This is a genomic window from Parageobacillus sp. NEAU-HV-2, from assembly GCF_059115485.1.
The window spans coordinates 170735-183916 of sequence record NZ_JBXUJJ010000007.1 but is presented as its reverse complement, the minus strand read 5'-3'; the positions used below and the strand labels follow the sequence as shown (position 1 = coordinate 183916).

The 13182-nt window shown below is 49.8% G+C and carries 14 protein-coding genes; 1 reads left to right on the top strand and 13 read right to left on the bottom strand.

The window, feature by feature from the left end; translation table 11 throughout:
* From fabZ to spoIIID, 6 genes are all read right to left on the bottom strand, one after another.
* On the bottom strand, positions 1–438 hold the full coding sequence (fabZ, locus tag AC1WMD_RS12920; protein WP_494257507.1) for a 3-hydroxyacyl-ACP dehydratase FabZ: 438 nt from the start codon (positions 436–438) through the stop codon (positions 1–3).
* A gap of 60 nt (positions 439–498) precedes the next feature.
* Entirely contained in the window at positions 499–789 is a 291-nt protein-coding gene (locus AC1WMD_RS12915) for a DNA-directed RNA polymerase subunit beta (RefSeq protein ID WP_494257506.1), read from the bottom strand.
* 12 nt (positions 790–801) lie between these two features.
* On the bottom strand, positions 802–1647 hold the full coding sequence (locus tag AC1WMD_RS12910) for a flagellar hook-basal body protein (RefSeq protein ID WP_494257504.1): 846 nt from the start codon (positions 1645–1647) through the stop codon (positions 802–804).
* Between the two features lie 19 nt (positions 1648–1666).
* On the bottom strand, positions 1667–2503 hold the full coding sequence (locus tag AC1WMD_RS12905) for a flagellar hook-basal body protein (RefSeq protein WP_494257502.1): 837 nt from the start codon (positions 2501–2503) through the stop codon (positions 1667–1669).
* Positions 2504–2614: 111 nt separating this feature from the next.
* A complete protein-coding gene (locus tag AC1WMD_RS12900; protein WP_494257501.1) occupies positions 2615–3616 on the bottom strand; it encodes a rod shape-determining protein in 1002 nt (333 codons plus the stop codon).
* A 111-nt stretch (positions 3617–3727) separates the two neighbouring features.
* On the bottom strand, positions 3728–3991 hold the full coding sequence (gene spoIIID, locus AC1WMD_RS12895; protein WP_003253595.1) for a sporulation transcriptional regulator SpoIIID: 264 nt from the start codon (positions 3989–3991) through the stop codon (positions 3728–3730).
* 295 nt (positions 3992–4286) lie between these two features.
* Here spoIIID and AC1WMD_RS12890 point away from each other — a divergent pair, with 295 nt between their 5' ends.
* Positions 4287–4775, top strand: a complete 489-nt coding sequence (locus AC1WMD_RS12890) for a BsuPI-related putative proteinase inhibitor (RefSeq protein WP_494257500.1) — start codon at positions 4287–4289, stop codon at positions 4773–4775.
* A 210-nt stretch (positions 4776–4985) separates the two neighbouring features.
* On the opposite strand, the gene AC1WMD_RS12885 is transcribed toward AC1WMD_RS12890, so the two are convergent.
* The 7 genes from AC1WMD_RS12885 to nuoN all read right to left on the bottom strand — a co-directional run bounded on the left by AC1WMD_RS12885 (position 4986) and on the right by nuoN (position 13178).
* Positions 4986–6590 (bottom strand): gamma-glutamyltransferase family protein, encoded by a 1605-nt coding sequence (locus tag AC1WMD_RS12885; RefSeq protein WP_494257499.1) that lies wholly within the window; start codon positions 6588–6590, stop codon positions 4986–4988.
* A 127-nt stretch (positions 6591–6717) separates the two neighbouring features.
* Entirely contained in the window at positions 6718–7659 is a 942-nt protein-coding gene (gene spoIIQ / locus AC1WMD_RS12880) for a stage II sporulation protein SpoIIQ (protein WP_494257498.1), read from the bottom strand.
* Positions 7660–7783: 124 nt separating this feature from the next.
* Positions 7784–8812 (bottom strand): stage II sporulation protein D, encoded by a 1029-nt coding sequence (spoIID, locus tag AC1WMD_RS12875; RefSeq protein ID WP_043906235.1) that lies wholly within the window; start codon positions 8810–8812, stop codon positions 7784–7786.
* Positions 8813–9123: 311 nt separating this feature from the next.
* Positions 9124–10437 carry a UDP-N-acetylglucosamine 1-carboxyvinyltransferase gene (gene murA / locus AC1WMD_RS12870; protein WP_043906236.1) on the bottom strand — a complete coding sequence of 438 codons (1314 nt, stop codon included), beginning with the start codon at positions 10435–10437 and terminating at the stop codon, positions 9124–9126.
* 31 nt (positions 10438–10468) lie between these two features.
* A complete protein-coding gene (locus AC1WMD_RS12865; protein ID WP_494257497.1) occupies positions 10469–11221 on the bottom strand; it encodes a YwmB family TATA-box binding protein in 753 nt (250 codons plus the stop codon).
* A gap of 121 nt (positions 11222–11342) precedes the next feature.
* Positions 11343–11585, bottom strand: a complete 243-nt coding sequence (locus tag AC1WMD_RS12860) for a DUF1146 family protein (RefSeq protein ID WP_043906238.1) — start codon at positions 11583–11585, stop codon at positions 11343–11345.
* An 84-nt stretch (positions 11586–11669) separates the two neighbouring features.
* Positions 11670–13178, bottom strand: coding sequence for an NADH-quinone oxidoreductase subunit NuoN (nuoN, locus tag AC1WMD_RS12855; protein WP_494257495.1), 1509 nt, complete (start codon positions 13176–13178; stop codon positions 11670–11672).
* Positions 13179–13182 lie beyond the last annotated feature (4 nt).

The following is a 13182-nucleotide window of genomic DNA, read 5'->3' as shown; positions in this document are numbered from 1 at the left end:
TCACTCGCCTTGCTTATCGCCAAGGGCAAACATGATTTCTGTTTCGCAGACGAGTTCGCCGTCCACCGTTGCGATACCTTTGCCTTTGCCGATTGCGCCGCGGGCGCGGATGATTTCGACTTCAAGGCGGAGCTGGTCTCCTGGTTTGACTTGCTTTTTAAAGCGGCAGTTGTCGATGCCGGTGAAAAAGGCGAGACGGCCGCGGTTTTCTTCTTTTTTCAGCATCGCCACGGCGCCGACTTGGGCGAGCGCCTCGACGATTAAGACGCCAGGCATGACCGGATATTCAGGAAAGTGGCCGGCGAAAAACGCTTCGTTGGCGCTGACGTTTTTGATGCCGACAGCGCGTTTTCCTTCTTCGATTTCAAGAATGCGGTCCACGAGCAAAAACGGATAGCGGTGCGGGATGATCGCTTGAATTTGTTGAATGTCAAGCATTTATATGCCACCTTTCTATTATGATGATGCAGAAAAAGGAGGGCAGCTGCCTCCGAACGATTATTTGCTTTTCGTACCTTTTTCTACGATGTCGATGATGTGCTGCCAGGTAGAGGGCTGGAATACATCGAACGGCTTGCCGTCGCCGATGACGCCGTAGCCGATCATGGCGCCAGCGGCAAGGCTGATGGCCATCAGTACGGCGACAATGATCAGGCGCAGCCAAATCGGGATGAGGCGGGTGCGCTGAAAGCGGCGCCTCCGCTCCGCCCGCGTTTCTTCCTTGCTTACTTCTTCTGTGCTTACTTCTTCTGTTTGTGTTTGATTTTCCTCGAGCTGTTGTTCTTTCATACGAATTTCTCCTTAGGTGGAACGGATTCCGTTAATGAGGCCGAGCATTTGTTCAGAAAGAGAAATGGCGCGGGCGTTCAATTGATATGCGCGCTCGGTAACCATCATCTCGGTCAGTTCGGTGCCAAGGTCGACGTTCGACCGCTCGAGCGCGCCCTGCGTCACGGCGATTTGCGCGCGCAAATTGCCGGTCATATTAACCGCCACATCGGCTTCGTTGACGTTCAATGCGTTAAGGTTTGGCATGGTAAATATGTTGTCCCCGGCCGACTGCAGCAGCTGCGGGCGCAAGATCGTCGTAATGCCAAGATTGGCGCTTGTCATGGCACGGCCGTCGGGAGCGATGGCGGTAAGCGTGCCGTTGTTGGAAATCGTGATATCTTTGAATCCGTCCGGAAGCACAATCGGTTCGTTGTTTTCGTCAAGCACCGGGTTGCCGTCGCTGGTGACGAGCATCCACCCATTTTCGCCAGATGGTGTTAAATAAAACGCCCCCGCTCTTGTATAGCCGATTTCCTGTTCGCCGTTTCCTCTTTGGATGAGCACGCGGAAAAATTGATTTTCTTTTGTCAGCGCCATGTCCAAGGAGCGGCCCGTTTGCATCAGCGCCCCTGGCGCGAGCACGACATTCGTCTCGGCAAGGCGTGCGCCGACGCCATAGCGCACGCCGTTTGGCGTCAGGCGGTTGCCGCTGTCGTTGGGCAAATTCGTAAACTGCTGGGCGAGCAGTTCGGCGAAATTCGTGTCGCGCCGTTTAAATCCGGTTGTGTCGCTGTTGGCGATGTTGTTGCTTATGACGTCGAGCTGCTTCTGCAGCTGATTCATCGTATTGGCGGCGGTAAGCATCGAACGTAACACGTGCATGTCCCCCTCATCATCATCTCAAGCGGCCGATTTCGTTGACGGCTTTATCCATGCTGCGGTCATAGGCTTGTACAATTTTTTGGTTTGCTTCAAAGGCGCGGTACGCGGACATAAGCTCTGTCATCGTGCGGTCAAGGTCGACATTGGACCGTTCAATAAAACCTTGTTTAAGCGTATAAGTCACATTCGGATTGCCAAGCGCGCTCGGCAGCGCTCCGTTGTCGCTGCGGAAGAGGCCGTTTCCTTCTTTCACGAGCGTATTTGGGTTGGCCGCAAATGCGATATTGATTCTGGCGATGCGGTTATTCCCCGCTGTGATCGTACCGTCTGGGCTGACGGTGAAATCCGCGCTTGGCAGCTGGATGCGCCGGCCGTTTTCATCTAATACGTACCAGCCATCGTTCGTTGTTAAAAACCCTTGCGGATTGACGGTAAAATTGCCGTTTCTTGTGTAGCGGATGTCGCCGTTTTCATTTTGCACGACAAAAAAGAGCGCGCCTTGTTGCCCCGTCGTGGCATCGACTGGAAGCGTTCCGTTGACTAAGGCGATATCGGTTCGCTGCCCCGTTTCTTTCATATCTCCTTGGCGGAAGTTTGGAATCAGCTCCTGCATATACACACCCGTGTTGAGCGGTCCGACCGTCGGCTGCCATGGAAGCGAACGCGGTGTTTTGGCCGGCACGTTCACCTTATCTAAACGGGAAAGAAGCAGTTCCGGAAACGCGCGCAATGCCGCTTGGTCCGACTTGTATCCCGGCGTATTGGCATTGGCGATGTTGTTCGTTAGCATTTCGACGCGGCGCTGCTGCGTCAGCATGCCGCTTGCCGCTGTATATAATCCCCGCAACAAGGGAGGTCACCTCGCTTAGGCTAGGTTTACTATCATTATAAGACACTCATGGAAAAAAACGAATAGATACCATTTCCTAGCGGTAGCTATTCGTCTTGTTTCTTGAGCTTATCAAATGAGTTGCTGCCTTGGGGCGCGATCGATGTTTTCGAGCATGATCCCTGTTCCGATTGCGACGCAATCCATCGGGTTTTCCGCAATAAACACCGGCACTTTCAGCTGCTCGGCAAGCAGTTGATCGATGCCGTGCAACAGCGCGCCGCCGCCCGTCAAAATGACGCCGCGGTCAATAATGTCGGCCGATAGTTCCGGCGGCGTGCGTTCCAATACGCTCTTGGCGGCTTGTACAATCATCGATACTGGCTCGCGCAGCGCCTTTTCGATTTCCGCGGAGCGGATCGTAATCGTGCGCGGCAACCCTGTGACAAGGTCGCGGCCGCGAACGTCAATTTCCTCGTCACGTGCGCCTGGGAATACAGTTGCGACTTTGATTTTGATTTCTTCCGCAGTTCGTTCGCCGATGAGCAGCTTATATTCCCGTTTGATATAATGCAAAATTTCCAGATCGAACTTGTCCCCAGCCATTTTAATGGAAGAGGCGGTGACAATGTCTCCCATGGAGAGAACCGCCACATCGGTCGTGCCACCGCCGATATCAACCACCATGTTTCCGCACGGCTGGAAAATATCCATTCCTGCGCCAATGGCCGCTACTTTTGGCTCTTCCTCCAAATACACTTTTTTGCCGCCGCTTTTTTCCGCTGCCTCTTTGATTGCTTTCCGCTCTACCGATGTCGTGTTCGTCGGGCAACAAATTAAAATGCGCGGTTTGGCGAAAAAGCCTTTCACATCGAGCTTGCTTAAAAAGTGTTTCAACATCGCTTCCGTAATGTCGAAATCAGCGATTACTCCGTCTTTGAGCGGCCGAATGGCAACGATATTCCCAGGAGTACGTCCTACCATTCGCCTTGCTTCTTCGCCGACAGCGAGCACCTTGTTCGTGTTTTTATCGATCGCGACGACGGACGGCTCATTGAGCACAATTCCTTTTCCTTTGACAAAAATGAGTACGTTCGCCGTGCCAAGATCAATGCCAATGTCTCTTGAAAACATATGAATCCTCCTTGCCTCTGCCCTCAAGTCACTCCTAATAGATTATTTTACCATATTCGACTAGGATAATGATACTATTTTTGTGACGAAAGCAGGGCGCAAGGAAAAAAGTTAATTGTTTTTAATCGCTTGTTTTTTGTACTTTTTCTTTGTCGCTTCTCCCCCGCGTAAATGACGAATGGATTTATGATAATCGAGAATTTGTTTGACTTCCTGGGCCAGCTCCGGATTAATTTCCGGCAGCCGCTCGGTTAAATCTTTGTGAACCGTGCTTTTGGAAACACCGAACTCTTTCGCGATGACGCGAACGGTTTTCCTCGTCTCCACGATGTACTTTCCAATCTTGATCGTACGCTCTTTGATGTAATCGTGCACACCACTCGCCCTCCCTAAGTTGGATGTGAGGAGTGTGAAATGAGACTCGCCTCGTGGATGATGAAAACCACTTCTACTTGTGCATTTTGGAAACATCTCGAGCAGGTACTCGTGCTGTTATGAACGATCCCCACCTCAAACACTCTCGTTGTTGTTCAATTTGTAACATTTTATTAGACAAATCGTGCATATATACCAGAAATATCAAGAAGGACAAGGATTTTTTCATAATTTTTTTGTTAATTGTAACAAGATGAAAAATGGGAACGACTATAATAGAAAGGAGTGAGGCCTGATGAGAAAAGGACAGATGATCGGGCTAGTGGGCATCGCTGTGGGGGTGACGGCAATCAGCATGCTTTTTTCCTACAATGAAGGAGAACGGCCAAAGGCAAAAGATGAGGCTTCGCGAGCAAAATCGCAAGTAGAGCGAGGGATGATCGCCGGGGCGCTCAAACCGTCATTAACGTATGAGAAAAAAGACGGAAACTACGTCGTGACGTTTACGGTAAAAAATCAAACCGAGCGCGTACAGACAGTGACGTTTACGAGCGGGAAAAAGTATGATTACATTTTGTACCGCAATGGAAAGAAGGTAAAGCAGTTCAGCGAGGGAAAATTTTTTACGCAAATTTACGAAGAGCGCCAGCTAAAGCAAGGAGAAGAGCTTGTATTCCAAGAAACGTTTACCGATTTGCCGCCGGGAAATTACACGCTTGAATGGTGGCTGGCCGATAAAAACTGGCCGAATGCGAAAGCGACGATTACGTTTACAGTAGAATAACATTTGAAAAACCTGCCTTTGGCGAGAAAGGCAGGTTTTTTATGCTAGTCCCTCCTCCACTTCCCTCTAGTTGAAGTGGGGGCTTCTCAAAAATATCGCGTCGTATACTTTCAATGGCTTCTTTATGGACACAAGCCGTACCCAAGCATGCCGACACGGAAAATGCGAGGAATAAGTGCGCTTGGTTCCTATGCTGTCATCACGCCCTAGTTACCACGCGGCGACAGCGCCGTCGGTGCGCGGCTCCGTCCCGCCCGCGAGCACACCCGAGCGCGGATCGCGCCAAATAATCTGTCCGCGCCCGAATGTCCCGGAATCAAGGGAAACATAGATGTCATGCCCCTTTCGTGTGAGCGCTTCAGCGATATGGCGCGGAAAATGCGGCTCGACGAGCACTTTTTTTCCTTCGATCCATTGCCATCTTGGCGCATCGAGCGCGGCTTGCGGATTGAGATGGAAATCGATCGTGTTCATGATCACTTGCAAATGTCCTTGCGGCTGCATAAATCCGCCCATGACGCCGAACGGCCCGACTGGTTCGCCGCCTTTGGTCAAAAATCCCGGAATAATCGTATGGTACGGTTTTTTCCGCGGTGCCAATCGGTTCACATGGGTTTCATCGAAGGAAAAATTATGGCCGCGGTTTTGCAGGGCGATGCCGGTGCCTGGAACGACCAAACCGGAGCCAAAGCCCATGTAGTTGCTTTGAATAAACGAGACCATATTGCCTTCCCCGTCCGCCGTTGCTAAATATACGGTTCCGCCTTTTGGCGGCGTTCCCGGCGCCGGAAGCAGCGCTTCTTCGCCAATAAGCGCCCGTCTCGCGCCGGCAAACGAATCAGACAGCAACTCTTCGACACGATGCTCCATATGCCTGCGGTCTGCGATATACGCCTGCCCGTCGGCAAATGCCAGTTTCATCGCCTCGATTTGCTGGTGGTATGTCGCGACCGTTGGCGTTTCTAAAACGGCGAATCCTTTCATGATATTCAGCGCCATTAAGGCGACAAGGCCTTGTCCGTTCGGCGGGATTTCCCACACGTCATAGCCGCGGTAGTGAACGGAAATCGGCTCGACCCATTCCGGCTCATACTCGGCTAAATCATCAAGATCCAGAAAGCCATTGTATTGTTTGGAATAGGCGGCGATTTTTTCCGCCAACTCGCCGCGGTAAAAGCTTTCCGCGTTCGTTTCGGCAATGAGGCGAAGCGTATTGGCATGGTCTTTGGACGCCCATATTTCTCCGATTTTCGGCGCGCGCCCGTTCGGCGCAAAAGTCGTAAACCAGCTGGCAAACTCCGGACCTTTTAACGTTTTTTGATACGTTTGAAACGCGGCCTGCCAGTACTTCCCTAACGTTGGAGACACCGGATAGCCGTTTTCCGCGTACTCGATCGCCGGCTTTAGCACTTCCGTAAGCGGCAGCCTGCCAAACCGCTTGGACAGCGCCGCCCACGCCGCCGGCGCACCCGGGACGGTGACCGGAATCCAGCCGTGTTTCGGAATTTCTTCATATCCCCGTTCTTTTACTGCCGCGATCGAAATCGATTTTGGCGAATAACCGCTGGCATTTAATCCATACAGCTTGCCATTTGTCCACACAATGGCAAACGCGTCGCTGCCGATGCCGTTGGAGGTCGGCTCGACGACCGTCAAGCAGGCGGCGGTCGCAATCGCGGCATCGATCGCATTTCCGCCTTTTTTTAGTATCTCCAATCCGGCCTGTGCCGCCAGCGGCTGTGAGGTTGCCACCATGCCGTTGGCTGCAAACGTCGTCATCCGCTGCGACGGATGTGGATAATATAAATAGTCCATTCGACTCCCCCCTAATCGTAAGCCCTGTTGCTAACTATTCGCTTTTCGAAATGGTTTTCCTTTCCTGCTTTCAAAAAAAATCGCCTGTCTCCCTCCACGCAGTGGGAAGGAAACAGGCGATCTCCTGTTACGCTCTTGCCATTCCGATCGAGGCATCTGGCGTTTTGGAGGAAGAAGTGTCATCTTGCTCTTCCTCGCTTGGTGTCGTTGTGCTCTTGTCCGTTGCTGGTGCCTCTTCATCGGATTGCATTTGCTGATCAGAAGATGGTTGTTCGTTCGATTGCGTTTGCTCATCAGAAGATGGTTGTTCATTCGATTGCGTTTGTTCCTCTGTTGACGTTGTGTTGTTTTGTTCGGTTGCGTTGTCATTTCCAGCTTTTTGTTCCGTTAATGCCGTAAGCGGTTTGTCGATGTAGTCGATCGGATTGACCGGCTTGCCGTCTTTGCGGATTTCAAAGTGGGCGTGGATGCCAGCCTCTTGGTTAAATTGGCTTTGGCCTGCCTTGCCGATGATTTCCCCTTGTTTTACCGTATCGCCCGCTTCTACCTTCACGTCAGCAAGCGATTGGTAAACGGTAGTGACGCCGTTTTCATGGTCGATTTCTACGACATAGCCTAAGATCGGGTCTTTTTCCGCTTTAGTGACGGTACCGCTTAACGAAGCAGTGACATCAAACGTTTTGCCGTCTTTGCGGACGATATCGATGCCGTGGTTTGGATGATACGTATTATCATAAAAGACGAGAGCTGCTTCCTGTTCTTCTTTTGACGCTTTGTCATCGTAGAACGGTGTTTTAATTTCTACAGAATTTGCATCAAGGACCGGCATCGTGAATTTTTCTACTGCTTCGTTGACAGGAACGGCCGGCTCGTTATGCTGCGATGTGCCTGATTGGCTGTATTCGTATTCGTCTTTTCCTGTTTTTCCGTCATGTTTGTTCTGGAACCAGAGCGCTCCTGCCACAATAAGGGCAGCACATGTCAAATAGATGGCTGGAAATACCCAACGCTTTCTGAACAACCGTTGTAAACTTGGTTTCTGTAATTGTTTCTTTTCTTCCTCTCTCATGTTCATCACCTCAGCAACCATTTTGAACAGAAAGAGGAAAATATATACACGCAAAAACAACTTTTTCATTTATTTTTTTAAAAAATGTGTCATTTTATGCAAAAAAATAGAGGCGTTTTTGCCCCTATTTTTTTGCCGTCAGCTTATTTAAAAACGCGGTCGCCGAAGAAATGTTCACCCCGCGGTAATAATATTTGACGATTTGGTCGTACGTCTTTCCTTCCTGCGCCATAAAATTGGCTCCGTATTGGCTCATGCCGACGCCATGGCCGTATCCTTTCGTTGTTATAATAATTTCATTGCCTTTGCGCATCCATGTAAAATCCGTCGAGGTTAAATCGAGCTTTTCGCGCACTTCTCTTCCTTTCAATTTTTTGCCGTTGATTTCGACGACATCGACACGTTTCCCAGGCGTGCGCGATAAAATAACGCCAACCGAGCCGTTTTCCGGCAGTTTCACTCCTAGTTTTCGTTCAAATTCCGCCACCGAAATTACTTTTTGGTGATAGAATTTGGGCGACTTTTTATCCCACGGGCTGGCTACGCTTTTTAAGTACGGAAATTCATTTTGCCAATATGCTTCCGAGTTTTCCGTATAGCCGTTGCTTGTCGAAAAAAACGACGCTTCGATCGGCTGGTTGTTGTACGTTAAAATTTGCCCGCGCGTTTCTAGCACCGCTTTCGTAATCTTTTCGATTTTCCAATCGTAGTCGCTACCCCATAAACGTTTCAGCTCGTCATCGCTGTAGTAGACTTGGTGCATCACCGTATCGGTCACATTCGCTCCCTTTGGCAAGCTGATCGGCTGGTCGTTTAATAACTGTTTGACAATGTACGTTCTCGCCGTCAGCGCTTGTGCCTTTAATGCTTCCATCTCGAATTCGGCCGGCATTTCCGCTGCGACGACACCGATGACATATTGCTCGAGCGGAATATGTTCAATGCGCTTTTGTTTGCTGCGGTATACCGCAACTTCGACGGTCGGCCCGCTTTCGGCTGCTTTAACTTGTTGCTTCGTTTCTTGCTGACGCAGTTCTTCCGCCAATTTTTCTACTTTCCCGTCGTGGAATGGAATGACTAATATCGTTGGAACGATCAGTACGACGACAAATAAACATGCAAGGAGTGCCATAATTGGTTTTATCCGTTTCATATAGCCGAGCCTCCAATATTCATTTTTCCAGCACAAGCGGACATCGCTCCCATCAGGCGCAGTCGCATCGATGTTCACCCTGGGAGTGCCTGCGTTTGCTTCTGTTCGTTATATAGTTATGGGCTCGGACAAGTATATATGACAACTTCTTTTTAGAGGGGCTTGTTTAGCTAGCTGTTCCGCCCTTCTTCTCCTTTTGCCCGACATGTCTTCTCATCGTTGTATGTACGAGGGAAAAACAGCGGCAGCTGCCGCGTCCAAAATAAAAACGACCATTCACTACATATGTAGCTGACGGTCGTTTTTTCGGCTTATACGTTCAAATCGTTTACTTTTGCTTCGTCGAACGCTGCTTCCGTTTTTTCATTGACGCGCTCGATATCAGCACCAAGCGCGGCCAGTTTTTCATGGAAGCGGACATAGCCGCGGTCAAGATGTCTTAGTTCCGTCACGCGCGTATAGCCTTCCGCCGCCAAACCGGCTAAAATCAACGCTGCTGCGGCGCGCAAATCGGTCGCCGCCACCTCTGCACCTTGCAAATTACAAGGGCCATTAATAATGACGGAACGTCCTTCAATTTTAATGTCAGCGTTCATGCGGCGGAATTCTTCGACATGCATGAAACGGTTTTCAAATACCGTCTCCGTCACCATGCTCGTACCTTCCGCTTTCAAAAGCAATGCCATCATTTGCGATTGCATGTCGGTTGGAAAACCTGGATACGGCATCGTTTTAATGTCGACCGCTTTTAATGTTTCCGGTCCGATGACTCGTAATCCGTTTTTTTCTTCGATAATGGTGACACCCATTTCTTCCATTTTGGCTATCAGTGAGCTTAAATGTTCTGGAACGGCACCTTGCACAAGAACATTGCCGCCAGTAATGGCCGCTGCAACCATAAATGTACCTGCTTCAATGCGGTCTGGGATCACGGTATGTGTCGTGCCGGTTAATTCGTCTACACCTTCGATGCGAATCGTACCAGTGCCGGCACCGCGCACTTTGGCGCCCATTGCGTTTAAAAAGTTAGCTAAATCGACAATTTCCGGCTCTTTCGCGCAGTTTTCAATGATGGTGGTGCCCTCAGCCAACACGGCCGCCATCATAATATTTTCCGTTGCTCCAACGCTTGGAAAATCCAAATAAATTTTTGCCCCGCGCAATCTTCCTTGTACTTCGGCATCGATAAATCCGTTGCCCACTTTCACGGTCGCTCCCATTGCTTCAAATCCTTTTAAATGCTGGTCAATCGGGCGCGAACCGATGGCGCATCCTCCTGGTAGTGCGACGCGGGCTCGACCATTTCGCGCCAAGAGCGGACCCATGACGAGCACTGATGCCCGCATTTTCCGCACGTATTCAAACGGCGCTTCCATCTTTAACGGGCCGGTGGCATCAACAGCGATCATATTTCTCGCTATGTTTATGTCTACTTCTGCGCCTAAATAGCGGAGCACTTCACTAATTGTATATACATCGGAAAGAGCAGGCACATCATGAATAGCACTTTTTCCATTTGTCGCTAACAATGTTGCAGCGATAACAGGCAAAACGGCATTTTTCGCTCCTTCTACTTTCACGGTGCCGCTCAACCGGTTTCCGCCACGGACGATTATCTTTTCCAAGGTATTCCCCTCCGCGTCCAATTTCTCTATATTAATATTCAACGGTAATGATTGGGGTTCCAATAACGACAGTCGTCTTTCCGCCCAATCTTTCTCTTAAGGCAAGCTGCAGATTCATCGGATGGTTACTGGTTGGAAGAACATTCTCCCACTGCCCAGTATATGCAGATAGCGAAACAAGTGACTCTTCCTGCAAAGACTCGACTGGTCTTGCTTGAAACTCATGTAATAAATGTAATGCGTAATCGAACAAACCACCTTTCATATTATCACTGAAATCTCCTTCAATACAAGTGAAAAATGTAGGTCGTTTCACAAATAGTTGTTTCGACTTTTTCTCTATTTTTTTGACCACTTCTTTCTCTACTTTGTCGTTCCAATTTAGCCCTTTGACTTCATAGAGGATATACGTTTGCGGCTTGTTGTTTATGACCGTCATGATGAGCTGAATTTTTTCTTGAAAGAAGGGGTGTTGGTGTGTGCCAATCGCTTTTTTCAGATGGTGGTTGGTGTCGAAAGACCAGTGAAAAGCGCGGTTTTCTTTCTTCAATTCCGCTAGCTTTTTGAAAAATGCTGCATCATTTTTAATATCGTGGGCATACTCTCTTGTGTAAACGGTCCATTGTTGAATAGTAACATCATTATTCTTGAGGACGCGTGCGATCGTTTCTAACGGATGAAGCGGCCCGTTCCCCATTGCTTCTCCCGATTTGTATTGGCACATGCCGACGATGACGAACAACGCCAATAAAAAAGCGAAGGCGTAGGCTTGTCCTTTTTTCATATCCGTTTCACTTCCTCTCCTTACCTGTTATTGTTGCCAGATCGGAAGTGAACATACATAAAAAAAATCGACAAAATCAAAATTGTAAGCGTTATCAAAAGGTAAAAAAAGGCGAGTAATTTTACTCGCCTCGAAAGAGAAACGGAAGTTGTGTCGACCATGATAAATAGTCGAGAAAAAAGTTGGCGACTGTCGAACCGATCGCAATCGTCAATAAAATGTAAAGCAGACGTCCTTGAAAGACGCGGTTTGGCTTGATTATCGCCTCGAGCCGCACCCCTTGCAGCGTCCACCATGTAATGGCGATAAAAGCAAGATGGACAATAATGCTCACTAGCGCTTGCTGGCCTAGTATTGGCATCATCGCTTTTCACCTCTTTCTACCGCCAAATTAGCGGCCTAGTCGTCGATAAAAAAAGAAGGGGAAGTTTCCCCTTCTATTGTAACGTTATTGCAGGAAATCGCCAAAATGCTGGAACTGGGCGAGAACCTGGTACGCCAAGCTCGGGAAAATGCCAAGCAGCAGGGTGCCAAGCGCGCAAAGCACAACGGTGACTGTCAGCCCGACTGGCAGTTTGACCGATGCTGCTTCGTCGGCGGGACGGAAGAAAATTTGCACAAACACGCCGAAGTAGTAGACGTAGGATACGACCGTGGTCGCGATCATCACCGCAGCGAGCACGTAATGGCCGGGTTCGGTCATCAATGCGCCGAGGAAAATGTTCAGCTTGCCGATGAAACCGGCCGTACCCGGAATGCCGGCCAGCGACAGCAGAAAAATCCCCATCGCTACCGCGAGCAGCGGATTGCGTCGATACAGGCCGGCAAAATGGCTCATATCGTCGGAGTCCGCTTCATCCGACAGGCGCTGAATGACAGCAAACGCGCCAACATTCATCAGTACATAGGCGAGCAAATAAAACCAGATCGAGTCGATCATCACCCATGACATCGCGGCAAACCCGACAAGGAGATAGCCGGCGTGGGCGATGCTCGAATACGCGAACAGACGCTTCATGCTCCGCTGTCTTAATGCGACCGTATTGCCGATGATCATCGTAAGGCCGGCTAACACGGCGATATAATCTTGCATCGACAACAAAAGCGAAGACGAATCTTTTCCGTGCGAAGGCGCGGCGGCAAAAATCGTGATCATCAACCGCAGCAGGATGACAAAACCGGCTGTTTTCGAGACAACGCTTAAAAATGCGGTCACCGGCGTTGGCGCCCCTTGATAGACGTCCGGCGTCCACATATGGAACGGGACGGACGAAATTTTAAACGACAATCCGACGAGCAGCAGGAGAAAAGCAAGGGCCAGCAGGTATTGGTAGTTGCTGTCTGCCAGCTTTTGCACTTCGAGCGCAATCTCTTTCAAATTCGTCGTGCCGGTTAAACCGAAAATATAGCTCATGCCAAACAGCGTGATCGCTGTCGCAATACCGCCGTTAATGACGTATTTTAGCGCTGATTCGTTGGATTGCGCCGATGTTTTGCGGATTCCCGCCAAAATATACGAAGAAACGGATAACAGCTCCAGTCCGACAAACAACGTAATCAAATCGCCGCTTGAAGCCATGATCATCGCGCCGAGCAGCGCGCAAAGGAGCAAATAGTAAAATTCGCCGCGGTGTGAGAGCCCTTCTTTTGGACGGTAATCGAGCGCAAGCAGGAGGCAAAGCGCCCCTCCAGCCAGTATCAGCAGCTTAAACGCCTTGCTGAAGGCATCAAGGCGGAACGTATCGTACAAAATCGACACTGGTTTTGCCGGAATGAGCCCTGCGGTCGCGATAAGCGCAAGGGCGACGCCGACCACCGCGATCCATGCAAGCGGGCGCCGGTTTTTATCATTTGGCATCAATAAATCGGCCAGCGAGAGAATGAGCGCCGTGATCAAAACGATAAACTCCGGTGTCATCATGCCCCATTTGTATTGCAATAATGTATGCATGCTCATCTCT